This is a genomic window from Streptomyces sp. NPDC028991, from assembly GCF_055564775.1.
This window is the reverse complement of the sequence record NZ_JBVHVP010000015.1, coordinates 116,545-141,846: the sequence shown is the minus strand read 5'-3', so window position 1 is coordinate 141,846 and position 25,302 is coordinate 116,545. Positions and strand designations below refer to the sequence as shown.

At 73.1% G+C, this 25,302-nt stretch carries 20 protein-coding genes; 10 read left to right on the top strand and 10 right to left on the bottom strand.

Annotation, left to right across the window (positions count from 1 at the left end; all coding sequences use genetic code 11):
• Positions 1-232: 232 nt before the first annotated feature.
• Positions 233-2,899: a cellulose binding domain-containing protein gene (locus tag ACZ4V1_RS26275; protein WP_468340259.1), complete on the top strand. Its 2,667-nt coding sequence runs from the start codon at positions 233-235 to the stop codon at positions 2,897-2,899.
• 397 nt (positions 2,900-3,296) lie between these two features.
• Here ACZ4V1_RS26275 and ACZ4V1_RS26270 read toward each other — a convergent pair whose 3' ends face one another.
• From ACZ4V1_RS26270 to ACZ4V1_RS26260, 3 genes are all read right to left on the bottom strand, one after another.
• Entirely contained in the window at positions 3,297-5,171 is a 1,875-nt protein-coding gene (locus ACZ4V1_RS26270) for a rhamnogalacturonan lyase (RefSeq protein ID WP_468340256.1), read from the bottom strand.
• A gap of 87 nt (positions 5,172-5,258) precedes the next feature.
• Entirely contained in the window at positions 5,259-5,999 is a 741-nt protein-coding gene (locus ACZ4V1_RS26265) for a class I SAM-dependent methyltransferase (RefSeq protein ID WP_468340253.1), read from the bottom strand.
• A 5-nt stretch (positions 6,000-6,004) separates the two neighbouring features.
• Complete coding sequence (locus ACZ4V1_RS26260; protein ID WP_468340250.1) at positions 6,005-6,310, bottom strand: 4a-hydroxytetrahydrobiopterin dehydratase; 306 nt, start codon at positions 6,308-6,310, stop codon at positions 6,005-6,007.
• A 141-nt stretch (positions 6,311-6,451) separates the two neighbouring features.
• Between ACZ4V1_RS26260 and ACZ4V1_RS26255 the strand changes: the two genes are divergently transcribed.
• Complete coding sequence (locus ACZ4V1_RS26255) at positions 6,452-7,276, top strand: helix-turn-helix domain-containing protein (RefSeq protein ID WP_468340247.1); 825 nt, start codon at positions 6,452-6,454, stop codon at positions 7,274-7,276.
• Positions 7,277-7,279: 3 nt separating this feature from the next.
• Here the strand turns inward: ACZ4V1_RS26255 and ACZ4V1_RS26250 are convergent, their stop codons facing one another.
• The gene (locus ACZ4V1_RS26250; RefSeq protein ID WP_468340244.1) at positions 7,280-7,705 is read right to left on the bottom strand and encodes a hypothetical protein; all 426 of its coding nucleotides are present in this window, start codon (positions 7,703-7,705) and stop codon (positions 7,280-7,282) included.
• A 231-nt stretch (positions 7,706-7,936) separates the two neighbouring features.
• On the opposite strand from ACZ4V1_RS26250, the gene ACZ4V1_RS26245 reads away from it, so the two are divergent.
• From ACZ4V1_RS26245 to narI, 6 genes are all read left to right on the top strand, one after another.
• Complete coding sequence (locus tag ACZ4V1_RS26245; RefSeq protein WP_468340240.1) at positions 7,937-8,800, top strand: helix-turn-helix domain-containing protein; 864 nt, start codon at positions 7,937-7,939, stop codon at positions 8,798-8,800.
• 82 nt (positions 8,801-8,882) lie between these two features.
• Positions 8,883-9,698: an SAM-dependent methyltransferase gene (locus ACZ4V1_RS26240; protein ID WP_468340237.1), complete on the top strand. Its 816-nt coding sequence runs from the start codon at positions 8,883-8,885 to the stop codon at positions 9,696-9,698.
• A gap of 110 nt (positions 9,699-9,808) precedes the next feature.
• Positions 9,809-13,504 carry a nitrate reductase subunit alpha gene (locus tag ACZ4V1_RS26235; RefSeq protein ID WP_468340234.1) on the top strand — a complete coding sequence of 1,232 codons (3,696 nt, stop codon included), beginning with the start codon at positions 9,809-9,811 and terminating at the stop codon, positions 13,502-13,504.
• Entirely contained in the window at positions 13,504-15,099 is a 1,596-nt protein-coding gene (gene narH / locus ACZ4V1_RS26230; protein WP_468340231.1) for a nitrate reductase subunit beta, read from the top strand. The genes ACZ4V1_RS26235 and narH overlap by 1 nt, the downstream gene beginning before the upstream one ends.
• A gap of 4 nt (positions 15,100-15,103) precedes the next feature.
• Complete coding sequence (gene narJ / locus ACZ4V1_RS26225; RefSeq protein WP_468340228.1) at positions 15,104-15,598, top strand: nitrate reductase molybdenum cofactor assembly chaperone; 495 nt, start codon at positions 15,104-15,106, stop codon at positions 15,596-15,598.
• Positions 15,595-16,317 carry a respiratory nitrate reductase subunit gamma gene (narI, locus tag ACZ4V1_RS26220; protein ID WP_468340226.1) on the top strand — a complete coding sequence of 241 codons (723 nt, stop codon included), beginning with the start codon at positions 15,595-15,597 and terminating at the stop codon, positions 16,315-16,317. The genes narJ and narI overlap by 4 nt, the downstream gene beginning before the upstream one ends.
• A 4-nt stretch (positions 16,318-16,321) precedes the next feature.
• On the opposite strand, the gene ACZ4V1_RS26215 is transcribed toward narI, so the two are convergent.
• The 4 genes from ACZ4V1_RS26215 to ACZ4V1_RS26200 form a co-directional block, all read right to left on the bottom strand.
• Positions 16,322-16,747, bottom strand: a complete 426-nt coding sequence (locus tag ACZ4V1_RS26215) for an OsmC family protein (protein ID WP_043377849.1) — start codon at positions 16,745-16,747, stop codon at positions 16,322-16,324.
• A gap of 214 nt (positions 16,748-16,961) precedes the next feature.
• Complete coding sequence (locus ACZ4V1_RS26210; protein WP_468340223.1) at positions 16,962-18,374, bottom strand: amino acid permease; 1,413 nt, start codon at positions 18,372-18,374, stop codon at positions 16,962-16,964.
• An 84-nt stretch (positions 18,375-18,458) separates the two neighbouring features.
• The gene (locus tag ACZ4V1_RS26205; RefSeq protein ID WP_468340220.1) at positions 18,459-20,603 is read right to left on the bottom strand and encodes a phage holin family protein; all 2,145 of its coding nucleotides are present in this window, start codon (positions 20,601-20,603) and stop codon (positions 18,459-18,461) included.
• Positions 20,604-20,720: 117 nt separating this feature from the next.
• Entirely contained in the window at positions 20,721-21,122 is a 402-nt protein-coding gene (locus ACZ4V1_RS26200) for a hypothetical protein (protein WP_468340217.1), read from the bottom strand.
• Positions 21,123-21,205: 83 nt separating this feature from the next.
• On the opposite strand from ACZ4V1_RS26200, the gene ACZ4V1_RS26195 reads away from it, so the two are divergent.
• Together ACZ4V1_RS26195 and ACZ4V1_RS26190 are read left to right on the top strand one after the other, a co-directional pair.
• Entirely contained in the window at positions 21,206-21,979 is a 774-nt protein-coding gene (locus ACZ4V1_RS26195; protein ID WP_468340215.1) for an MBL fold metallo-hydrolase, read from the top strand.
• On the top strand, positions 21,976-22,608 hold the full coding sequence (locus ACZ4V1_RS26190) for a DedA family protein (protein ID WP_468340213.1): 633 nt from the start codon (positions 21,976-21,978) through the stop codon (positions 22,606-22,608). Before ACZ4V1_RS26195 ends, ACZ4V1_RS26190 begins: the two co-directional genes overlap by 4 nt.
• 184 nt (positions 22,609-22,792) lie before the next feature.
• On the opposite strand, the gene ACZ4V1_RS26185 is transcribed toward ACZ4V1_RS26190, so the two are convergent.
• Complete coding sequence (locus tag ACZ4V1_RS26185; RefSeq protein WP_468340211.1) at positions 22,793-23,878, bottom strand: MBL fold metallo-hydrolase; 1,086 nt, start codon at positions 23,876-23,878, stop codon at positions 22,793-22,795.
• A complete protein-coding gene (locus ACZ4V1_RS26180) occupies positions 23,875-25,134 on the bottom strand; it encodes an aminotransferase class I/II-fold pyridoxal phosphate-dependent enzyme (protein ID WP_468340209.1) in 1,260 nt (419 codons plus the stop codon). Before ACZ4V1_RS26180 ends, ACZ4V1_RS26185 begins: the two co-directional genes overlap by 4 nt.
• Between the last annotated feature and the right edge of the window lie 168 nt (positions 25,135-25,302).

Sequence of the window (25,302 nt, the reverse complement as noted above, 5' to 3'; positions counted from 1 at the left end):
TCCGCGGGATCGGCGGTTCTCCGGCTGCGGGCCGTGCGTGGCCGGCCGGGCAGTTCCCCGCGCCCCCTCGGGGGCGCGGTGGGCACCGCCTCCTTCCCAGGGCGCTTGACGGCTCCGTGTGCTCGGTCTCGTCACCGGACGACGGGACCAACCCGCCGGGCGGCCCTCGTCCACGCCGAGGGCCGCCCGGCCCACGCATGTTTCCCTCCTGACGGAAGGACGGTTCCCCACCGTGCGAAGAACCCGGATCCTCACTGTCCTGCTGGCCCTGGCGGCCGGCCTCCTCACGGGCGGTCCGCCCACCGCGCTGGCCGCCGAGCCACCACCGAAGGCGACCGCCGTCACCGCCGACACCTACACCTGGAAGAACGCCCGCATCGACGGCGGCGGCTTCGTCCCCGGCATCGTCTTCAACCGCACCGAGAAGGACCTGGCCTACGCCCGCACCGACATCGGCGGCGCCTACCGCTGGCAGGAGCCGACGAAGACGTGGACGCCGCTGCTGGACCACGTCGGCTGGGACGACTGGGGTCACACGGGCGTGGTCGGCATCGCCTCGGACTCCGTCGACCCGGACCGGGTGTACGCGGCGGTCGGTACGTACACCAACGACTGGGACCCGGGCAACGGCGCGGTGCTGCGCTCCGCCGACCGTGGCGCGAGCTGGGAGAGGGCCGATCTGCCGTTCAAGCTGGGCGGCAACATGCCGGGCCGCGGCATGGGTGAGCGCCTGGCGGTCGACCCGCACGACAACGACGTGCTGTACCTGGGCGCGCCCAGCGGGAACGGCCTGTGGCGGTCGGCCGACGCGGGCGCCACCTGGGCCGAGGTGACGGCCTTCCCGAACCCCGGGAACTACGCGCAGGACCCGAGCGACTCCAGCGGCTACGCCTCCGACAACCAGGGCATCGTCTGGGTGACCTTCGACGAGTCGACGGGCACCGCGGGTGCCGCCACGAAGACGGTCTACGTCGGGGTCGCCGACAAGGAGAACGCCGTCTACCGCTCGACCGACGCGGGCGCGACCTGGCAGCGGATCGCCGGGCAGCCCACCGGCTACCTGGCCCACAAAGGCGTGCTGGACGCGGAGAACGGCTACCTCTATCTCGCGTACAGCGACACGGGCGGCCCGTACGACGGCGGCAAGGGCCGGTTGTACCGGTACGCGACGGCGACCGGCACCTGGACGGACATCAGCCCGGTCGCGGAGGCGGACACCTACTTCGGTTTCAGCGGCCTGACCGTCGACCGGCAGAATCCCGGCACGGTCATGGCGACGGCGTACAGCTCCTGGTGGCCGGACACGCAGATCTTCCGCTCCACGGACAGCGGCGGCACCTGGACCCAGGCGTGGAGGTACACGTCGTATCCCACCCGCGAGAACCGCTACACGATGGACGTCTCCTCGTCCCCGTGGCTGACCTGGGGCGCGAACCCGTCCCCGCCCGAGCAGACGCCCAAGCTCGGCTGGATGACGGAGGCGCTGGAGATCGACCCGTTCGACTCGGACCGGATGATGTACGGCACGGGAGCCACGGTCTACGGCACGGAGGACCTCACCAACTGGGACGACGACGGCGGCAGGTTCACCATCTCGCCCATGGTGCGCGGCCTGGAGGAGACGGCGGTGAACGACCTGGCCGCTCCCCCGTCGGGCGCCCCGCTGCTCAGCGCGCTGGGCGACATCGGCGGTTTCCGGCACACGAGCCTGACCGAGGTGCCGTCGATGATGTTCACCTCCCCGAACTTCACCTCCACCACGAGCCTGGACTTCGCGGAGGGGGACCCGGGCACGGTCGTGCGGGCCGGCAACCTCGACGCGGGCCCGCACATCGCGTTCTCCACGGACAACGGCGCCAACTGGTTCGGCGGCACGGACCCGGCCGGGGTGAGCGGCGGCGGCACGGTCGCGGCGGGCGCGGACGGCAGCGGCTTCGTGTGGAGCCCCGAGGGCGCCGGTGTGCACCACACGACGGGCTTCGGCACGTCCTGGCAGGCGTCCAGCGGCATCCCGGCCGGCGCGGTCGTCGAGTCCGACCGGGTCGATCCGAAGACCTTCTACGGCTTCGCGTCCGGCACCTTCTACGTCAGCACGGACGGCGGCGCCACCTTCACCGCGTCGGCGGCGGACGGCCTGCCCGCCGGCGGCAGCGTCCGCTTCAAGGCGCTGCCGGGCGGGGAGGGCGACATCTGGCTGGCCGGCGGGGCGGCGGACGGCCCGTACGGCCTGTGGCACTCGACGGACGGCGGCGCGAGCTTCACCAAGCTCCCGAACGTCGGCCAGGCCGACACGATCGGCTTCGGCAAGGCGGCACCGGACGCCTCCTACCAGACCCTCTACACCAGCGCGGAGATCGGCGGCGTGCGCGGCGTCTTCCGCTCCACCGACCAGGGCGCCACCTGGACCCGCATCAACGACGACGCCCACCAGTGGGGCTGGACGGGTGCGGCCATCACCGGCGACCCGCGGGTGTACGGGCGGGTGTACGTGGCGACGAACGGGCGCGGGGTCATCTACGGCGACACGGCCGGCGACGGCGGCACCGACCCGGGGCCGGGCCCCGACCCGGCGCCCACGGGCGCCTGCGCGGTGACGTACACGGTCACGAACCAGTGGTCGGGGGGCTTCCAGGCGGAGGTCCGGCTCACCAACACCGGCACGTCGCCCTGGAACGGCTGGGCCCTCGAGTGGCCCTTCCCGAACGGCCAGCAGGTGACCCAGCTCTGGAACGCCGAGCACACCCGGTCCGGCACGACGGTGACGGCGAGGAACATCGGCTGGAACGCCAACGTGGCGCCGGGCGCGTCGGTGAGCTTCGGCTTCACGGGGAGCTGGTCGGGGGCGAACGGGGAACCGACGTCGTTCAAGCTGGGCGACCAGGTCTGCGATCAGGCATGACCCTTCGGGAGGGCGCGTGCCGGCGGCGCGTCCTCCCGTCCGCTTGACCAGTGCGCCCGTTTCACGCCCTTGTGGCCCTGCTGCGCTTCTTCGACCGTTGGGTGGGCGGGAGTGGTGGCGAGGACAGGGGGCGCCGTATGGCGCGAACGTGGGAGGGCGCGGCAGGGCGGCTGTCGCTCGCACTGGCGGTGCTGCTGCACCCGGACGGTCACCGGCCAGGCCGCGAAGAGGAGACTCCAGCACTGGCGGGACGCCGCTCTGCGCGCCGCGCACCGGCGGGGCGTACCGGTGGAGGTGATCGCCTCCCGGACGCGGCTGACGCAGAGACGGGTCAGGACGGTGGTCACCGGCGGGAAGCCCCCGCCGGTGGACGAGGCCGCCTGAGGGGCGGAGGGGTTCAGGGCGTGTACACCGTCGGCCGGGGCGCCGTCGACATCCCGCCGCCGATGAAGAAGCTCGGGTGCGGCGGCTGGTTGTAGGCGGTGTTCTGCCAGGCCAGGGCCGTGCGGTACTGGGTGTCGTGGAGGAGGGTCGTGATCCTCCGGTCCGTGTCGTGCGGGGTCGAGTAGATGCGCAGGGCCGTGTTGTCGGTGCTGCGCCAGATGACCTCCTCGCGCCAGTCGCCGAGGATGTCGCCGGCCAGGACCGGCGTGGCCTTCGTGCCGTTGTTGGAGGCGACGCCGGAGCCGGTGAGGAGTCGGGTGTCGCCGGAGGTGCCGTACTTGTCGACGCGGGTGCCGTCGAGGAGTTCGCGGACGGGGTCGCCGTCCCACCAGGACAGGAAGTTGGCGCTGGAGGGCTTGCGGCTGCCGACGATCGTGCCCTTCGGGCCGCGGATGCCGCTCTCCGCCGACGACCAGGACTCGGCGCCCGCGCTGCCGGACCAGATGTCGGCGGAGACTCCCCGGCCGTTGTCGCCGCTCGCGCCGGTGGCCCAGATGATCTGGCCGGTGCGCGCGTCCGCCATCCACGACGAGGGCTTCGAGCTGTCCTCGTCGACCTTGAACTCCTCCAGGCCCGCGCGGGACGGGTCGAGGTCGCCGACGTGCATGGCGTCGCCGTGGCCGTTCCTCGTGGTCCACAGGCCCCAGCCGTTGTCGTCGACGGCCATCGCGCCGTACACGATCTCGTCCCTGCCGTCGCCGTCGACGTCCGCGACGGACAGCTGGTGGTTGCCCTGGCCGTCGTATCCCTTGCCCGCGTTGGTGGAGGAGTTGGTGTCGAAGGTCCAGCGGCGGGTGAAGGCGCCGTCGCGCCAGTCCCAGGCCGCGATCACCGAACGCGTGTAGTAGCCGCGCGCCATGATCAGTGAGGGGCGGGAGCCGTCCAGGTACGCCGTGCCCGCCAGGAAGCGGTCGACGCGGTTGCCGTAGGAGTCGCCCCAGGAGGAGACGTTGCCCCGGGCGGGGACGTAGTCGACGGTGCCCATGGCCCTGCCGGTCTGCCCGTTGAACATGGTCAGGAATTCGGGGCCGGACAGGACGTAGCCCGAGGAGTTGCGGTGGTCGGCCGAGGAGCTGCCGATGACCGCGCCGGTGCCGTCCCTCGTGCCGTCGGCGGTCTTCATGGCGACCTCGGCCTTGCCGTCGCCGTCGTAGTCGTACACCTGGAACTGCGTGTAGTGGGCGCCGGAGCGGATGTTGCGGCCCAGGTCGACACGCCACAGCCGGGTGCCGTCGAGTTTGATGCCGTCGACGATCGTGTTGCCCGTGTAGCCGGACTGGGAGTTGTCCTTGGCGTTGGTCGGCTGCCACTTGAGGACGATGTCCAGCGCGCCGTCGCCGTCGAGGTCGCCGACGGAGGCGTCGTTGGCCTCGTAGGTGTAGGAGACCCCGTCGGGTGTGGTGCCGCCGGCGGGCGGGCTGATGGGGACGTCCTTGTAGCCGGCCCGGAACTGGACGGCGTGGACCGAGTCGCCCTGTTCCGTGCCGTTCACGACCGCGCGGACGGTGTAGTCGGCGTGGGAGGGGGCGCCCGGGTGGAAGTAGGTGGTGGAGCCGGTGACCGGGGTGGAGTTGACCTTCGTACCGGCCCGGTAGACGTTGAACGAGACGTTGTCCGGGTCGGTGCCGAGCCAGCGCCAGCTCACCAGGTTGCCGCCGCCGGTGTGGACGCTGACCACGCCCCGGTCGAGGGCCTCGACCTGCCGGGCCGTGGCGGCCTGGGCGGTCTCGGCGGTGAGCGTCGTCAGACCCGCGCCGACGAGTCCTGCGGCGGCGAGGGCCGCGCCCAGGACCAGCGGGCGTCTGCGGTACGTGTGGGGGTGCCTCACGGGACGAACCTCCTTGATGACGGATGGGTTCCGCCTCTCAGTCGCCGCCCGGGCCGGCCGGGTTGCCACTCCCGGCCCACTTGCTTCCTACGGCTTCGCGAACGCCCTCAGCGTGAAGACCGGGTCGGGGCGCGGCCGGTCCTGGTCGGGCAGGGCCGCCAGCCGGGCGGCGAAGTGCTCGGCGCGCGGGTCGCCCGGCGGCAGCGTGACGAACCAGCCGCGCCGCAGATCGGCGACGGTGCGGCGGGGGCTGCGGCCCTGGCCGTGACCGGTGAAGCGGGCCTGCCCCGCCGGGACCAGGCCGTGCGCGCGGGCGTACTCCTCGACGAGGCCGGCGGCGTCGTGGGCGGTGCTCGGCGGCCGGGAGGCGAGCACCGCGTCGATGTCGCTGCCCACGTTGTGCGAGGCGCCCTTGTCGACCGTGGTCACGTACACCCCGCCGGGCCGCAGGACCCGGGCGCACTCGCCGACGATCGCCCGCACGTTCCCGTCGCCGCCGGCCAGGTGCAGCAGCCACACACTGCTGACCGCGTCGAACCCCCGGTCCCGGAACGGCAGTCGGCGGCAGTCGGCCAGCACGACGGCGCCGGGCAGCCGGGCGGCCGCGTAGCGGGCCATGGCGGGGGCGAGGTCGGCGCCGGTCACGCGCAGGCCCGCCCGCGCGGCGGCCAAGCGCCGGGTGACGATGCCGGTGCCGCAGGCGATGTCGAGCAGGCTGCGCGTGCCCGGAGGTACGAGGCTCAGTACGGCCCGTGCGGCGGCTTCGGCGCGGGGCTCACCGCCACGGGAGGCGTCGTACCGCTCCGCTTCCTTGTCGTAGTCGAGCACACCGTTCAGTGTGCCCCATGGCCGGCTGCCAGGTCCTCCACCCTGCGGGCGAGCTCGACGTCCTTATCGGTGACGGCACCGCCCGCGCTGTGGGTGTGCACGGACAGGGAGACCGTGTCGTATCCGAGGGACAGGTCGGAGTGGTGATGCAGCTCCTCCTGCACCTGCGCGATGTGGACGACCATCGCGGTGGCCGCGAAGTGCGAGCCGAGCCGGTAGGAACGGGTGAGGCGGCCGTCGTCGAGGGACCAGCCCGGCAGCTCGGCCAGCCGCTCCTCGATCTCCTTCTGCGACAGCGGTTCGACGGGCATGGGCTGTGCTCCCTTCCTGGCCGGGTACCTGTCGGTGTCCCCCCGGTACCCCTTCAGCCTGCCACATCACGGCTGTCCGAGCCCTGGTCACAGGCGTCGGCCGGCCCCGGCGCGGTCGGCCGTCGGCTACCGTTCGCAGGTATGACCGCTCTCATGTCCGGTACCGCCCCGACCGCCCCGACCGCCCAGGGCGTGGGCCCGCTGCTGCGGGCCTGGCGGGAGCGCCGGCGGGTCAGCCAGCTGGAGCTGGCGCTGCGGGCCGGCTCCTCGGCCCGGCACATCAGCTTCATCGAGACGGGCCGCTCCCGGCCGAGCGAGGAGATGGTGCTGCGGCTGGCCGAGCACCTGGACGTCCCCGTACGGGAGCGCAACGCGCTGCTGCTGGCGGCCGGTTACGCGCCGCACTATCCGGAGACACCGCTGGACGACCCGGCGCTGGGCGCCCTGCGCGAGGGCATGGAGCGGCTGATCCGGGGCTACGAGCCGTATCCGGCGCTGGTCGTCGACGCGACGTACCGGGTGCTCGCCGCCAACCGGGGCATCCTGATGCTGATGGACGGTGTGCCGGAGCATCTGCTCGAACCGCCGCTGAACGCGATGCGGCTGACCCTGCACCCGGAGGGCCTGGCGCCGCGCATCCGCAACCTGCGCGAGTGGCGCGGGCACCTGCTGGAACAGATGGAGCGGCAGATCGCCCTGCACCGCTCGGAGCCGCTGCGGGCGCTGTACGAGGAGGTGGCGGCGTATCCGGTGCCGGACACGGCGACGGGCGGGGAGCCGGCCGAGCCGGTGCCGTACTTCGCGCTGCCCATGCAGATCGAGCACGAGGGCCGGACCCTGTCGTTCATCTCGTCCATCTCCACCTTCAACACGCCGATGGACGTGACCGTCGCCGAGCTGGCCATCGAGACGCTGCTCCCGGCCGACCCGGCGACGGTCAAGTACCTTCACTCGCTGCTGTCCTGACGCTCACTCGCCGCCGTCCTGACGCTGCCTCAGCGCAGCGTTCTGGAGCAGGGCGAACCCGGTGACGGTGAGCGCCTGGAGCACCGTCCACACCGCGCCCGCCGTGGTGGGCGTCAGCCACAGGCCGAGGGCGGCGAAGCTGACCGCCGCCCAGGCGAGGTTGGCCTCCACGACGGCCCGCACCCCGAGGGCCGGCGGCCGGGGACGCGCGGCCAGCAGGGCCACGCATCCGGCGTACACCGCGAGGAACGCGCCGAGGCCGAGCAGCAGTCCGGAACCGGCGCCGAGGAAACGGCCCAGCGGCTCGGAGAGCGCGAGGTAGGCGAGCGCGTTGGCGCCGGTCACCACCGCGTCGAGGGCGAGGAAGCGGCGCAGCATCAGCTGCGGTTCGGCGGTGCGGGCGAGCGCGGCCAGCTGGCTCGTGGACATGACGAGTCACCCTCCGTCAGGGTCGGGGCGGGGCTGGAAGGCCGGGGCCGGTCCGGAGTGCGCCGGACCGGAACCCGGTGACTCCACGATCCCGTCCGGGCCGCGCCCGGTCGATTACCCGGCGGGTAATGACGTCGATCCACATGATGTTGATCCATGACCGCCCCTGTGAGACTGACGGGGGAACATGACAGACTGCGGTGAGACTTGGGCGCGTTGGGGAGGCGTGGCGTGAGTGAGCGGCGGGCCGCACCCACCGTGGGTCAGGTGGTCCTGGGCAGACGGCTGCAGGAACTCCGGGAGACGGCGGGCCTCAAACGCGAGGAGGCCGCCAAGGTCCTCCGGGTGGCCCCGGCGACCGTGCGGCGCATGGAAATGGCCGAGGTCGCACTGAAGATACCGTATGCCCAGATCTTGCTGACGGCGTACGGGGTACCCGCGGACGAGGTCTCGGCATTCGTCGCGCTGGCCGAGGAGGCGAACCAGCCGGGCTGGTGGCAGCGGTACCACGACGTGCTGCCGGACTGGTTCAGCATGTACGTGAGCCTGGAGGGCGCGGCACGGATCGTCCGCTCCTACGAGCCGCACTTCGTGCCGGGACTGCTGCAGACCGAGGAGTACGCACGCTCGGTCCTGGACGCCGGGACGATCGGCAGCGCGGGCCGGGACGCGGTCGAGCGGCACGTGTCCCTGCGCATGGAGCGGCAGCGGCTGCTGGACGGCGAGGACCCGCCCCACCTGTGGGTGGTGATGGACGAGACGGTACTGCGCCGCCCGGTGAGCATCGACGGCCGGGTGATGCGCGACCAGTTGGACAAGCTGCTGGAGTTGATGACGCGGGACCGGGTGACGCTGCAGGTCGCCGAGTTCGAGGACGGGCCGCATCCCGGGACGTACGCGCCGTTCACGCTCTTCCGGTTCGCGGAGCCGGAGCTGCCCGACATGGTCTTCACCGAGTATCTGACCGGTGCCCTGTACCTGGACTCCCGCGCGGAGGTCTCCGCGCACCTGGAGGTCCTGGACCACATGACGGCGCGTGCCGCCTCGACCCAGCGCACCGAGAAGATCCTGCGCGAGTACCGCGAGAACTTCTGACCCGGCGACCCGGCGACCCGGCACCCAGGCACCCAGGCACCCAGGCACCCAGGCACCCAGGCACCCGAGGAGACCACACCGCATGACCGGATCCGACGCCTGCCCACCCCCCGTCGACACCGGCCGGCCGCATCCGGCCCGCGTCTACGACTGGTGGCTGGGCGGCAAGGACAACTACCCGGTGGACGAGGAACTGGCCCGCAGGATCCTCGCGGCGGACGGCACGGCGGTGCGCGGAGCGCGGGCCAACCGCCGGTTCATGCACCGGGCCGTCCGCACCCTCGCCGAGGCCGGGGTCCGCCAGTTCCTGGACATCGGCACCGGCATTCCCACCGAACCGAACCTGCACCAGGTGGCCCAGGCGGTGGCGCCCGAGGCGCGCGTCGTCTACGCCGACAACGACCCGATCGTCCTCAGGCACGCCGAGGCGCTGCTGCACGGCTCGGCGCAGGGGTCCACCGGGTACGTGCACGCCGACGTCCGGGACCCGGACCGGATCCTGCGGCTGGCGGGCGAGTCCCTGGACTTCGGCCGGCCGGTGGCCCTGTCGCTGGTGGCCGTGACCCACTACCTGGGCGACGCGGTCGACGGGGACGACGTGCACGGGCTGCTGAGGCGGTACGTCGATGCCCTCACACCCGGCAGCTACCTGGTCCTGTCGCAGGTCACACCCGATCTGGACCCCGAGGCGGTGGGCAAGGCGGCCGGTCTGTCCACCCGCGGCGGCACGCCGTTCCACCCGCGCTCGCTCACCGAGTTCGCGCGCTTCTTCGACGGCCTGGAACTGCTGGGCCCGGGCGTCATCCCGGTCACCGGGTGGCGGCCGGACCCGGAGGACGTGGCGGCCCAGGCCGAGGGCATCGTGCCGGTGTACGCGGGGGTGGCGCGCAAGGCCTGACCCGGACACCGGGCGGCCCGCCCTGACCCGTACGGGCCCCGCGAACGGGTGCGCTCCCGCCGCCGCCCCTAGGTTCGAAAGCCAGGGCCCGGGCGATCGAGGGAGCGCACGTGACCGACACGCGGACACCGCCCACCGAGCCGGGCGCGGCGCTGCTACGCGCGGGACGGTTCTTCCGGCCCGGCACCGCGGCGCCCGACCTGCACAGCATCGGGCTGGTGGGCGGCCGGGAGTCGGACGCCTTCTACCGGGACCGCTGGAGCCACGACAAGGTCGTGACCTCCACGCACGGCGTGAACTGCACCGGCTCGTGCCGCTGGAACGTGTTCGTCAAGGACGGCATCATCACCTGGGAGACCCAGGCGACGGACTACCCGTCGGTCGGTCCGGACCGCCCCGAGTACGAGCCGCGCGGCTGTCCCCGGGGCGCGGCGTTCTCCTGGTACACGTACTCGCCGACCCGCGTGCGCTACCCGTACGTGCGCGGCGTACTGCTGGAGATGTACCGCGAGGCGAAGGCGCGGCTGTCGGATCCGGTGCTGGCCTGGGCCGACCTCCAGGGCGACCCCGAACGGCGGCGGCGCTACCAGCGGGCGCGCGGCAAGGGCGGCCTGGTCCGGGCGACCTGGGACGAGGCCGTCGAGATGGTCGCCGCGGCCCACGTCCACACCATCCGCACCCAGGGCCCCGACCGCATCGCGGGCTTCTCCCCCATCCCGGCGATGTCGATGGTGTCGCACGCGGCGGGCGCCCGCTTCCACTCCCTCATCGGCGCCCCGATGCTGTCGTTCTACGACTGGTACGCCGACCTGCCCGTGGCGTCTCCGCAGGTCTTCGGCGACCAGACGGACGTGCCGGAGTCGGGCGACTGGTGGGACGCGGCGTACCTGATCATGTGGGGCTCCAACGTCCCGGTGACCCGCACACCGGACGCGCACTGGATGGCGGAGGCCCGCTACCGGGGCCAGAAGGTCGTGGTGGTCTCCCCCGACTACGCCGACAACACCAAGTTCGCCGACCAGTGGCTGCACCCGCATCCGGGCACGGACGGCGCGCTGGCCCTGGCGATGGGGCACGTGGTCCTCAAGGAGTTCTTCGTCGACCGCGTCACCCCCTTCTTCGACGACTACGTGCGGCGCTTCACCGACCTGCCGTTCCTGGTGACCCTGACCGAGCGGGACGGGGCGTACGTCCCGGCGAAGTTCCTGCGCGCCGCCGACCTGGGGCAGGAGGGCGAGGACGCCCGCTGGAAGACGGCCGTGCTGGACGAGGCGTCGGGCCGCGCGGTCGTCCCCAACGGCTCGCTGGGCTTCCGCTGGAACGAGGCGGACCAGGGGAAGTGGAACCTGGACCTGGGCGACGTACGGCCCCGGCTGAGCCTGCACGGCCACGAGATGGCGTCGGGCGTGGAGGTGCTGCTCCCCCGCTTCGACACCGAGGGCGGCGCGCACGCGCAGGGCCGCGGTGAGGTCGTCCGGCGGGGCGTACCCGCGACGCGGCTGGGCGGGGCGACCGGGCCGCTGGTGACGACGGTGTTCGACCTGCTGCTGGCGCAGTACGGCGTGGCGCGGCCCGGGGTGCCGGGCGACTGGCCGGCGTCGTACGAGGACGCGGACGCGCCCGGCACTCCGGCCTGGCAGCAGACGCACACCTCGGTCCCGGCGGCGGCCTGTGTGCGGATCGCCCGGGAGTTCGCGCGCACCGCCGAGCGTTCCAAGGGCCGCTGCATGATCCTGATGGGCGCGGGCACCAACCACTGGTTCCACTCCGAGACGATCTACCGGGCCTTCCTGGCCCTGCTCCAGCTGACCGGCTGCCAGGGCCGCAACGGCGGCGGCTGGGCGCACTACGTCGGCCAGGAGAAGTGCCGCCCGGTGACCGGCTGGGCCTCGCTGGCCGCCGCGTCGGACTGGTCGCGCCCGCCGCGCCAGATGATCGGCACCGCGTACTGGTACCTCAACACCGACCAGTGGCGCTACGACCGGTTCGGCGCCGACGTACTGGCCTCGCCCCTCGGAGAGGGACGGCTCGCGGGCATGACGGGCGCGGACTGCCTGGCGCTGTCGGCGCGGACGGGGTGGATGCCGTCGTACCCGACCTTCGACCGCAGCCCGCTGGAGCTGGGCGAGGCGTTCGGCGACCCGGTGGCCAACGCGGTGGCCGAACTGCGGGCGGGCACGCTCAAGTTCGCCTGCGAGGATCCGGACGCGCCGCAGAACTGGCCGCGGATCCTGACCCTGTGGCGGGCCAATCTCCTCGGCTCGTCGGCGAAGGGGGCCGAGTACTTCACCAGGCACCTGCTGGGCACCCACTCCTCGCTGCGCGCCCAGGAGGCCGCGCCCCACGAGCGTCCCCGGGACGTGGTGTGGCACGACGAGGCGCCCGAGGGGAAGCTCGACCTGCTGCTGTCGCTGGACTTCCGGCACACCTCGTCCACGCTGCTGTCCGACGTGGTGCTGCCCGCCGCGACCTGGTACGAGAAGCACGACCTGTCCAGCACGGACATGCACCCCTACGTGCACGCCTTCTCCCCGGCCGTGGACCCGCCGTGGCAGACGCGGACCGACTTCGACACCTTCAAGGTGCTGGCCGAGAAGCTGAGCGAGCTGGCCGCCGGTCATCTCGGCGTGCGCAAGGACCTGGTGGCGGTCCCGCTCCAGCACGACACGCCGGGTGAGATCGCCCAGCCGGGCGGCGTCGTACGGGACTGGCGGCGCGGGGAGTGCGCCCCGGAGCCCGGGAAGACCATGCCCAGCCTCGTGGTCGTGGAGCGCGACTACACGGCGGTCGGCGCGAAGTTCGCCGCACTGGGGCCGCTGGTGGAGGCCAAGGGCCTGCCCGCCAAGGGCATCACCCTGAGGCCGGACGAGGAGGTCGGCCGGCTGCGGCGGATGAACGGCGCGGTGCGCGGCGGTCCGGCCGACGGGCGCCCGGCACTGGACACGGCGGTGAAGGCCGCCAACACCATTCTGGCCCTGTCCGGCACGACCAACGGGCGCCTGGCCGTCCAGGGCTTCCACACGCTGGAGGCGAAGACCGGGCAGGAGATGGCCCACCTCGCCGCCGAGCACGAGGGCAAGCGGATCACGTACGCGGACACCCAGGCGGCGCCCGTGCCGGTGATCACCTCGCCGGAGTGGTCGGGCAGCGAGGCAGGCGGGCGCCGGTACACGGCGTTCACCCTGAACACCGAGCACCTCAAGCCCTGGCACACCCTCACCGGGCGCCAGCACTTCTTCCTCGACCACGACTGGATGCACGAACTGGGCGAGGCGCTGCCGGTGTACCGGCCGCCGCTCGACATGAGCCGCCTGTTCGGCGAGCCGCAGCTCGGCCCGGACGGACACCGGGAGGTGACGGTCCGCTACCTCACCCCGCACAACAAGTGGTCCATCCACTCCGAGTACCAGGACAACCTGTTCATGCTGGCGCTGTCGAGGGGTGGCCAGACCATCTGGATGTCCACGCGGGACGCGGAGGCGATCGGTGTGTCGGACGACGACTGGATCGAGGCGGTCAACCGCAACGGCGTGGTCGTGGCCCGCGCGATCGTCTCGCACCGCATGCCGCCCGGCACGGTCTACATGCACCACGCGCAGGAACGCACGGTGAACGTCCCCCTGACGGAGACGACCGGAAGACGCGGCGGCATCCACAACTCCCTCACCCGACTGATCCTCAAACCGACCCATCTCATCGGCGGCTACGCCCAGTTGTCCTGGGCGTTCAACTACCTCGGCCCGACGGGCAACCAGCGTGACGAGGTCACCCTGATCCGCCGCCGCTCCCAGGAGGTCGAGTACTGATGCGCCCGATGGCCCAGGTCGCCATGGTCATGAACCTCGACAAGTGCATCGGCTGCCACACCTGCTCGGTCACCTGCAAGCAGGCGTGGACCAACCGGCGGGGCATGGAGTACGTCTGGTTCAACAACGTCGAGACCCGCCCCGGCCAGGGCTACCCCCGCCGCTACGAGGACCAGGAGAAGTGGCGGGGCGGCTGGGAACTGAACCGGCGGGGCGCGCTGAAGCTCAAGGCGGGCGGCCGGTTCAGGAAACTCGCCGGGATCTTCTCCAACCCGAGGCTCCCTGAGATCAAGGACTACTACGAGCCCTGGACATACGACTACAAGAACCTCACCGACGCACCGCTCGGCGACGACTACCCCGTCGCCCGGCCCGTCTCCCAACTCGACGGCAAACCGATGAAGATCGGCTGGTCCTCGAACTGGGACGACGACCTCGGCGGTGCCCCCGCCTACGGCGACCTCGACCCGATGGTGGAGCGCACGCGCCAAGAGGCCTCTCAGAAGGTGCGGTTCGCGTACGAAGAGACCTTCATGTTCTACCTGCCGCGCATCTGCGAGCACTGCCTCAACCCGTCGTGCGTGGCCTCGTGCCCGTCCGGGGCGATGTACAAGCGTTCCGAGGACGGCATCGTCCTGGTCGATCAGGACCGCTGCCGGGGCTGGCGAATGTGTGTGACGGGATGCCCGTACAAGAAGGTGTACTTCAACCACCGCACCGGCAAGGCCGAGAAGTGCACCTTCTGCTATCCGCGCATCGAGATCGGGCAGCCGACGGTCTGCTCGGAGACCTGCGTGGGCCGGCTCAGGTACCTGGGGGTCGTGCTGTACGACGCCGACAAAGTGACCGAGGCGGCCGCCACGGCACGTGAACAGGACTTGTACGAGGCTCAGTTGGGCGTCTTCCTCGACCCCGAGGACGCCGTGGTGCGGCAGGCGGCTGAGGAGGCGGGGATCCCGTACGACTGGGTGGAGGCGGCCCGGCGCTCCCCCGTGCGCGCGCTGGTGAGCGAGTACCGGGTGGCACTGCCCCTGCATCCGGAGTACCGCACCATGCCGATGGTCTGGTACATCCCGCCGCTGTCACCGGTCGTGGACGCGCTGACGGAGACCGGGCACGACGGCGAGGACGCGGACAACCTCTTCGGCGCGATCGACACGCTGCGCATTCCGCTGGAGTACCTGGCCGAGCTCTTCACGGCGGGCGACGTCGCGCCGGTGCGGGCCTCGCTGGAGAGGCTGGCGGCGATGCGCGCCCACATGCGGTCGGTCAACCTGGGCGAGGAGCCCGACCCGGCCGTCTGCGCGGGCGTCGGCATGCGCCCCCGGGAGGTCGAGGACATGTACCGGCTGCTGGCGATCGCCAAGTACGAGGAGCGGTACGTGATCCCGACGGCCGCCGTCGGGGACGCGCACCGGCTGGAGGCGTCCGCGCTGCCGGACACGTGCAGCCTGGACACCGACGGCGGGCCCGGCATGGGCGGCGACGGGCCGTTCGGCCGGGACTCGGGGCGCAGGCGGCTGCCGCTGGTGCCGGTGGAGAACTTCCACATCCTGCGCAGGCGGCAGACCGCGGACGACGAGAGGGAGGTCTGATCCGATGCCCGGGTTCGAGGTGCTGTACCAGGCGGCGGCGCTCTGCCTGACGTATCCCGACGACGACTTCCGCGCCCGGCTGCCGCTCCTGCGCGAGGCCGCGCCGCAGCTGCGCGCCTTCACCGACCATGCGGCCGTGACCCCGCAGGGCGACCTCCAGGCGCACTACGTCGAGGTCTTCGACTTCAAGAACCGGCACAGCCTGTACCTGAGCTGGTGGACCGACGGCGACACCCGCAACCGCGGGATGTCGCTGGTCCGCTTCAAGGAGCTGTACCGGGCCCACGGGCTGGAGTTCACGGACGAGGAGCTGCCGGACTTCCTCCCGGCGGTGCTGGAGTTCGCCTCCCGCACCGGGGACATCGGCATGCTCACCGAGCACCGCGACGCCCTGGACCAGCTCTGCGCCCGGCTCACCGCCTTCGGCACGCCCTACGCGTGCGTCCTGGACGCCGTGTGCGCCACCCTGCCGCCCGCCGCCGACGGAGCCCGCCCGTGACCGTCTTCCTCTGGGGTGTGCTGCCCTACGCCGCCTTCGCCCTGCTGGTCGCCGGCCTGGTCTGGCGGCACCGCTACGACCGCTTCGGCTGGACCACGCGGTCCTCGCAGCTCTACGAGTCCAGGCTGCTGAACATCGCCTCGCCGGTGTTCCACTACGGCATCCTGTTCGTGCTGGTCGGCCATCTCGTGGGGCTGTTCGTCCCCGAGTCGTGGACGGACGCGATGGGCGTGCGCGAGCACGCGTACCACCTGCTGTCGCTGTACGGCGGCACGGCGGCGGGCGTGCTGGCGGTGGCGGGCATCCTGATCCTCGTCTACCGGCGGCGCACCAACGCGCCCGTCTTCCGGGCCACGACCGCCAACGACAAGGTCATGTACGTCTTCCTGCTGGGCGCGATCGCCCTGGGTATGGCCGCCAAGCTCGCGCACTCCTCCGGCACCGGCTACGACTACCGGCACACCATCGCACCCTGGTCGCGCAGCCTGTTCACCCTCCAGCCGAAGACGGAGCTGATGGTGGGGGTGCCGGTGCTGTACCAGGTGCACGCGGTGGTCGGGATGGCGCTGATCGCCCTGGTGCCCTACACCCGGCTCGTGCACATGTTCAGCGCGCCGGTGCGGTACCTGGTCCGGCCCTACGTGGTCTACCGGTCGCGCGACCCCAGGCAGCTGGGGCCGCGCCCGGACCGGCGGGGCTGGGAGCGCGCGGGCTCCTGACCGGCTAGGCCAGCTTCGCCGTGAGGGTGATGGTCGTGCCGGTCAGGGCCTGGCTGACCGGGCAGTTCTTCTTGGCGTCCTCGGCGGCGGCGACGAACGCGTCGTTGTCGAGGCCGGGGACGGTGCCCTCCACGGTGAGGTGGATCCCCTTGATGCCCTCACCGGGCTGGAAGGTGACGTCGGCGGAGGTGGTGAGCTTGGTGGGCGGGGTGCCGGCGCCGGCCAGGCCGTGCGACAGCGCCATGGAGAAGCAGCTGGAGTGGGCGGCGGCGATCAGCTCTTCCGGGCTGGTCTTGCCGTTGGCCTGCTCGGCGCGCGACGGCCACGACACCGGCTGCTCGCCGATGCCGGACGAGTCGAAGGTGACGACACCGTTGCCCTCGAGCAGGTTGCCTTCCCAGACGGTGTGTGCGGAGCGCGTGGTTGCCACGGCGGGTCCTCTCGAATTCGCTTGCTGTACTGGGGCGGTGGGAGCCCGTCTCCGGGTTCCCACCCCCATCCGATCACACTCCGGCTCAGCTCACGCGGAAGACCGGTTCCCGGGGGGGGGTGGACGACGGCCGGCGCGCCCCGGCGGGATCAGGCAGGTGGCCGGACCCGCGCCGGTGCCCGTCGTCTCGGACGGCTGCCGGTGCGAAGCCGGATCAGCGCGCGGCGGGTCCGTCCTGCCGCCGCCTGCGGGCCGCCATCACCGCGTACACCAGCACGCCCGCGAACAGGAACAGCACGCCCTGGTACACCGCCGCGTAGCCGGCGCCGGCGACCAGCCAGAGGGAGAATCCGGCCGCGACCGCCGCGATCACACCGTCCCGCACGAGCCGTGCCCGGTCGACCTTCTCCCCCTGTCCGGAGACGAGGTGGAAGATCTGCGCGGCGGTGGCCAGGAGGTAGGGCACGGTCGCGGTGAAGGTGGTGACGAGGACGAGGATCTCGAAGACCTTCGCCGAGCCGGCCGTGTAGTTGTAGACGGTGAGGAGGGAGGCCAGGACGACGGTGACGCCCACGCCCACCGTCGGCACACCGCGGCGCCTGCGGGCGAACGCGGCCGGGAAGAGGCCGTCCTTCGCCGCGGCGTACGGGGTCTGGGCGCTGAGCAGCGTCCAGCCGTTGAGGCAGCCGGTCATGGACACCAGGGCGGCGAGCGCGACGGCCCAGCCGCCCCAGGCGCCGCCGAACATGGCGTTCACGGCGTCGGAGAAGGGCGCGGTGGAGTTCACCAGGCGGTCGTGGGAGACCGTGCCGAAGACGGAAAGGGTGCCCAGCAGGTAGACGAGGGCGGCGCCCGCGGTGCCGATGACCGTGGCCCGGCCGACCGTGCGACGGGGGTCCTTGACCTCGCCGGCGCTGACGGCGGCGGACTCCACGCCGAGGTAGGAGAAGAGCAGGATCGCGGCGGCGGCGGAGACCGCGCCGACGCCGCTGCCGCCGCTCGCGTTGAACGGGCCGAGGTTGTCCGGGTCGAAGAAGAACAGCCCGCCGACCGCGACCAGCAGCAGCGGCGCGAACTTCAGGACGGTGGACACCAGCTGGACGGCGCCCACGTAGCGGGTGCCGGCGAAGTTGGCGAGCGCCGGCAGCCACTGGATGACGAGCGCGGCCAGGCAGGCGGTCCAGCGGTGGCCGTTCACCGGGATCAGCACGTCGAGGTAGCCGACTGCGGCGACGGCGAGCGCGGCGTTGGACACCCAGGTGGTGATCCAGTACGCCCAGGCGGCGAGGAAGCCGGCGAAGTCGCCGAAGGCCTCGCGGGCGTAGACGTAGGGGCCGCCGGTGCGCGGGTCGCGGGCGGCGAGGCGGCCGAAGACCAGGGCCAGCGCGATGGCGCCGACGGTCAGGACGCCGAAGGCGAGCAGGCTGATGGTGCCGAAGGGGGCGACGGAGGCCGGGAGCAGGAAGATGCCGCCACCGATGATGTTGCCCATGACCAGGGCGGTGGCGACGGGGAGCCCGAAGCGGCGGGCGTGCCTGCCGTTGCCGGGTGCCGGAGCGGAATCGGGGGCCGCGGGGGTTTCCCGAGGGTCCGGAGCCGGTGGGGGGACGGTCCCGGTGACGTGCATGGGGTGGGGCGCCTTCCTTGGAACTGGTGCCCGGGATCGCCGGGACGGCGCCCATGGTCGGGCACCGTCCGGCGCGGCTCCAAATCAGGCGCTTTTGTCCTGCACGACCCCGTCCGGGACCGGAAAAGGTTCGCTGCCGACGACCCTGGACCGGGGATCCTCCAGGGGCACCTGCGGGCCGTTCGACTCGCGAAGCCAGCGGCGCAGGATCCGGTGGACGTGCTCGGCTCCGACGATCTCCGCGCCCTCGGCGACCGGCGCGGACAGGACGACCGGCGACAGCACGAAGGCGCGTGACTGGGCGCCGCCGAGTCCGCCGTGCGAACCGATCTGTTCCTCGAAGGCGAGGACCTCGCCGTCGGCCGGGTCGTGGAAGGAGTTGACCATGAGGTCGGCGGTGTGCGGGAAGGAGTGCGTGCGGCGCACGGCGTCGGCGGCGCCCGGTCCGAAGGGCGCGAGCGGGCCGGGGTCCTCGTCGAGCCGGTCCAGGGGGACCTCCGCGCCCCGCGCGCCGAGTACGACACCACCGTGTTCCTCGCTGCGGACCAGCAGGAAACCGATGCCGGGGTGGTTGGCGAGGGTGGGCAGCAGCGCGGGGTGGCGGGCGTCGATCTCCTCCCTGGTCATCCGGTGCCGGACGTCCGGGAAGGAGACCAGGCCCAGGTTGCCGGAGGCCAGCACGATCGGCTCCGAGCGGCGGCCGGTGGGGGTGTCGGCGGGGCGCTGCTGCTCCGCGCCCTCCTCGACGGGCCGGTGCAGGGCGGCCCGTACGGTGTTGCGCGCCTCGGCGCCGCTGCGGGTGCGCTGGGCGCGGCGCGGCACGGGAAGCCCGCAGCCGGCCCGCACCAGGTCGCCGAGGGTGAGGCCGTAGCGGGCTCGGAAGGTCTCGCCGGGGCTCTGGCCGTGGTCGGACAGGACGACGACGCGGTACTTGCGGGGGGCGTGCTCGGCGACCTTCTCGATCAGCGCGAGGGACCGGTCGAGTCGCTGGAGGACCTTGGCGGCGTCCCGGCTGCCCGGCCCCGAGTGGTGCGCCACCTCGTCGTACGCGACCAGGTCGGCGTAGACGGCGGTGCGGCCGGCGAGCATGTCGCCCATCACCGCGGCGACGACGACGTCCCGTTCGACGACGGTCGCGAAGGCGCGGACGAAGGGGTAGAGGCCGCCGCGGGAGACGCGCGGGCGGACCTTGTGCACGCGGGCGCGGGTGGACTGGCCGATCTCCCGGCCCACCTCGGCGACGAAGGACATGGCGGTGCGGACGGCGTTGGCCGGGTCGGAGAAGTAGGCGAAGTAGCCGGACCGGGAGCGGGTCTCCGGGCTGCGGCGGCGGGTGGCGATGGACAGGACGAGGGCCTGTTCGTCGGCGCCGCCGCCGAAGAGGTTGCCGCGGCTGGCGCCGTCGAAGGTGAGCAGTCCGCCGTCGCCGGTGTGTTTGACGGCGCGGTGCTGGAGTTCGGCGGCGCTGGTCGGGCGGTTGCAGACCACGACCTCGCCGCTGTCCTTCTCGTACCAGCGGAAGGCGGGAACGTCGTGGTTGGAGCCGTGCAGGATGCCGAGCTGGCTGGCGCCGGTCTGGCTGGACCAGTCGGTGCGCCACAGGGCGAGCCGGTGGGTCGCGGAGGTGCCGTCGCGGCCCAGCCAGCGGGCGACGGTGGGCATGGCGCCGCCGTCGACGGCGTCCAGCAGGACGTCGTGGCCGACGCCGTCCAGTTGCAGGAAGACGGTGCCGGGGTCGGCCGGGCAGGGCGGACCGGATCTGCGGCGGCGGTCGGCGAGGCGGTAGAGCCGGCGCCGGTAGGCGTCGTCGTCGCGCACGGCCAGCGCACCGCCGGTGGCGGAGGCGACGGCGGACATGACGGCGGCCACCACCACCGCCGTCTCCGGGGCGACGCCGCCGCGCCCGGCCGGGTTCACGTCGATCGCGAGCAGCAGCAGTCCGCCGTTGAGGAAGAAGACCAGCAGCCCGAGGACGAGCGCCGGCACCAGGAGCAGCAGCCGGACCATCAGCGGCCACACCAGGGCGGACAGCAGGCCGAAGGCGCCGGCGCCGACCGCGGCGGTCACGGCGATGTCGGTCGCGCTGTCACCGTCGGGTGACTGGAGCCGGAAGTCCGGCAGGATCCCGGCGAGCACGAGCATGGTCAGGGTGGAGACGGCCCACACCGCGACACTCCGCCCGATCTGACTGGCGACCCGGCGCCAACGCCCTCCACCCACGCTCCGCACACCTCACGTCCCGGCCCGTCGTCCGCGCGGACCTCCCCCACCCTGTCACAACGGTCCGGAGCCCCCGTTTGTCCCCTCGGGTCCGGTTCACGCCTCCGTCGGCCCCCGTGACGGAGGTCAGCGGCCGTCGTACCCGGCCGTCGGCATCGACAGCCGCCGGTGCACGCACGCCTTCATCCGGGCGTCGTAGGACGGCTCGGCGTGACCGGCCGTCTCGACCCGGACCCCGCGCCGGGCGCACTCCGCGGAGAACTCCTCCACGGACGCCAGGGCGCTCTCCAGCACCCGGCGGCTGGGCGCCACGAACAGGTCGTGCCCGGGCCGGACTCCGTCCCACAGGGCGTCGTGGTCGGGCCGCAGACGGCGTACCAGCAGTTCTCTCGCGACGACGTAGCCGTGCTCCGCCGCCCAGCGGGCGCACATGGCGTGCTGGCTGCGGGAGTCGACCAGGAAGGGGTCGTCGTCCAACTGCTCCAGCGGCGTCAGACTCGCGATCGCCGTCACCCGCACCAGCCCCATGGGGTCCCCCTCACCTCCCGTTTTCGCCGCCGACCCTACTCCTGGACGTAGGCTTCGGGGAGTCGCGCGAAGGAGGCAAAGAGGTGCCGGTGGAGCTCACGTGGTGGGGGCACGCCACCTGCACGGTCGAGGACTCGGACATCCGCGTGCTCACCGACCCTCTGTTCGTACGCAGGCTCGCCCATCTGCGCCGCAGACGGGGCGCGGTGCCGCCGCCGGACGCCTGGCGCGCGGACGTGGCGCTCGTGTCCCACCTGCACGCCGACCACCTGCACGTGCCGTCGCTCGCGCGGCTCGCGCCGGGCACGCGCCTGCTCGTGCCCCGGGGCGCACGACGGGCGGTGCCGGGTCTGCGCCGACTCGGGCACCTGAAGCTGACCGAGGTGGCGCCCGGCGACGAGACGACCGTCGGGGACCTGCGGATACGGGCGGTGCCCGCGCGGCACGACGGGCGGCGGCTGCCGCTCGGACCGCACCGCTCCCCCGCCCTCGGCTATGTCGTCGAGGGCGAGGCACGGACGTACTTCGCCGGGGACACCGGCCTGTTCGACGGCATGGAGAAGGAGGTCGGGCCGGTCGACGCGGCGCTGCTGCCGGTGGGTGGCTGGGGACCGTGCCTGGGGGCGGAGCACCTGGACGCGGGGCGGGCGGCCGAGGCGCTGGCCCGGCTGGCGCCGCGCACGGCGGTGCCGGTGCACTACGGCACGTACTGGCCGATCGGGATGGACGCCGTGCGCCCCCATGAGTTCCACACGCCGGGTGACGAATTCGTGCGCCTGTCCGCGCTGCGCGCGCCGGGGGTGGCGGTGCACCGGCTGGGGCACGGCGAGAGTGTGCGCGTGGAGGTCGCACGGTGAGCTTGCTGGGCGCCGCCGTGACGAGCATCCCGACCGAGCCGGCCCAGCAGGCGTTCGGCTATCCCTCGCTGTTCCTGCTGGTGCTGATCGGTGCGCTGGTGCCGGTGGTGCCGACCGGCGCGCTGGTGAGTTCGGCGGCGGTGGTGGCGATGCACCAGACGCTGCCGTTCCCGATGCTGATGGTCTTCGCGACGGCGTCGCTGGCCGCGTTCTGCGGGGACATGGCGCTGTACTGGCTGGGGCGGCGCGGGGTCGGCTCGAGGAACGGCTCACGCTGGCTGGAGGCGATCCGGTCCCGGGCGCCCGAGGACCGGCTGGAGCAGGCGCAGGAGAAGCTCGCCGAGCACGATGTCGCGGTGCTGGTGCTGTCCCGGCTGATGCCGGCGGGCCGGATACCGGTGATGCTGGCCTGTCTGCTGGCCGAGTGGCCACTGCGCCGGTTCGCCCGGGGCAACCTCCCGGCCTGCCTGGCCTGGGCCGTGACGTACCAGCTGATCGGCGTCCTGAGCGGCGCTCTGTTCAGCAAGCCGTGGGAGGGCGTGGCCGCGGCGATCGCACTGACCCTGCTGCTCAGCGGGGCGCCGAGCGTGTGGCGCCGGTTGCGGGGGGAAGGGCCGGCGAAGGCGTAGGTGTCCGGGCGCCGGGCGTCGGGCGCCGGGCGCCGGGCGTCGGGCGCCGGGCGTCGGGCGCCGGGCGTCGGGCTGGAGGGAAGCGCGCGCGGCGCCCGGTGCTGCCCGCACCCACGGCACCGGCGGCACGGCGAGCTCCGGGCGGCACGCCGCGAGCACCGGTGCACCGGACCGGCGGCCGTGGTCACTCCAGGACTCGGGAGGCGCCGACCGGGAGGTCCCACAGGTGCTCCCGGGGCAGGCCCGCCCGCTGCCAGGCGGCACGCACGCGGGTGAGCGGTTCCAGCACCGGTTCCGCGGACAGGACGAACGTGCCCCAGTGCATCGGCGCCATCCGGCGGGCTCCGACGTCCTGGGCGGCCCGCACCGCCTCCTCCGGGTCGCAGTGCACGTCACTCAGCCACCAGCGGGGATCGTAGGCGCCGATGGGGAGCAGCGCGAGGTCGATGCCCGGGTAGCGGCGGCCGATACGGGTGAACCAGTGGCCGTACCCGGTGTCACCGGCGAAGTACACGCGCCGGCCGTCGGGACCGGTGAGGACCCAGCCGCCCCACAGCGTCCGGCACGTGTCGGTGAGGGTGCGCTTGGACCAGTGATGGGCCGGTACGAAGTCGAAGCGGACGCCGTCCAGTCGCGCGGCCTCCCACCAGTCCAGTTCGGTGACCCGGGTGAAGCGACGCCGGTGGAACCAGCGCCCGAGCCCCGCCGGGGCGAGGACGGGGGTGTCGCGCGGCAGTCGGCGCAGGGTGGGGGCGTCCAGGTGGTCGTAGTGGTTGTGGCTGATGACGACCGCGTCGACGCGCGGCAGGGCGCTCCAGGGGACGCCGACGGGAGTGACGCGGGCCGGGGTGCCGAGGATGCGCCGGGACCAGACCGGGTCGGTGAGCACGGTGAGCCCGCCGATGCGCACCACCCAGCTGGCATGGCCCGCCCAGGTGACGGCGACGGTGCGCGCGTCCACCCGGGGCAGCGGGCCGGGAGCGTAGGGCAGCCGGGAGATGCCGGCGAGACCCTCGGGGCCGGGTCTCACCGCGCCCTCGCGGGCGAATCTGGCGAAGGCTTTCAGGCCGGGGAGCGGCGCGGTCAGCCGGTCGTGGAAGGTCCGTGGCCACACCCGGTGTTCGGCCATCGGCCGGGGCTCGGCGAGCGGCGGGTACGGGGGAGCCGAGGCGGATGTGACCGGTGGCGCGCCGGCGTCCTCGCCGGACGTGGGCGTGGGCGCGGACATGGCCGTGGGCGTGCTCGTGGTCGACCGGGGCTGCTTCGTCATCGAGGAGGCTCCCATCGCTGAGCGTCGCGCAGATCGTCGAAGACCGACTTCAGGCCGGTCAACGCGCGTTGCACGTGTGGCAGTTCCAACGGGTCGGGGGACGTGAGGCATTCCACTCGCTGCTCGTCGGTGCCCCCGTCGAGCAGCGGGCCGGTGGCGAGCCGCACGCGCAGGGCCGGAAGGTCGTCGCCGAAGCGGTGGCCGCCGGGGGCGGGCATGCCGAGCCGGGTGGTGAGGAAGTCCTCCAGTTCCTGGGCGTCGCCGACGCCCTGGGCGCCGAGCGCGTCGCGCAGCGGGCCGAGGTCGGCGTACAGGTGACGGCCGGCCTGCGGGGGCCGGGCGGTGGCCCCCGCGGCGACGACGGCGGCGTGCACGGCGGCGGCCACGCGCGCGTGCAGGCGTACGGCGGCCGCCCGGCGGGCGGTGACCGGCTCGGGTTCGGCGAGCGCGTACCCGGCCGCCGCGGCGACGGGCGCGGCGACCCGGGCACCGAGCGCGGTGAGCACGTCGAGCACGCGCGCGTGCAGGCCGTCCCCGGCGGCGGACGCGGGGAAACGGGCGACGGCGGCCGGCCAGCCCGGCGGCAGCATCGCGCCGGCCAGGTCGGTGACGACGGTGACCCGCTCGGGCAGCATCTCGGCGGGGCTGAGCAGCACGGTGGCGTGCGGGTCGTGCACGGTGTCCCGCCAGGTCTCGTCACTGATCAGGTGCAGCCCCTCACCACTGGCGGCCTCAACGGTCTCGTGCAGCAGTTCGGGCGGCGCGACGGTTCCGGTGGGGTCGTCGGCGACGGACAGCACGAGCAGGCGGGGGTCGCCGCCCTCGGCGCGGACCCGGCGGACGGTTTCCAGGAGGGCGTACGGGTCGGGGGCGCCGCCGGACTCGGCCGGGGTCGGCACGTGGAAGACGGGCCTGCCCAGCAGCCGTGCGTACGGTGCCCACCAGGCGGCGCAGGGGCGGGGCACCAGAACGTCGCCGCCGAGCGCGGCGGTCAGCGCGAGCAGCAGGGCGTTGGGCCCGGGGGCGGCGGCCACGTGGCCGGGCTCGGTGGGCAGGCCGCGCCGGTCCCAGTAGCCGCAGGCGGCGTCGAGGAGGTGCGGGGCGCCGCCGGCCGGTTCGTCGTGGCCGCGGCCCGCGGCGGCGGCGAGTACGGCGGACAGTTCGGGCAGCACGGGCAGTCCGTCGTCGGGGAGGTGCGGGCCGTATCGGACGGGCCCGTGCCCCACGGGGTCATGTCCTCCAGCCCTCTGCCCCACCGCCCCAGATCCCACCGCCCCGGGCCCTGCGGCCTCAGGTCCCACGGCCCCGCGCCCCACGGCGTCGTGCTCCTCGAAGGCATGCCCGTCGGATCCATGTCCTCCGGAACCATGTCCTCCGGGGGCGGGTCCTTGTGCGGCGCGTCCTTGCGCGGCGCGTCCTTGCGT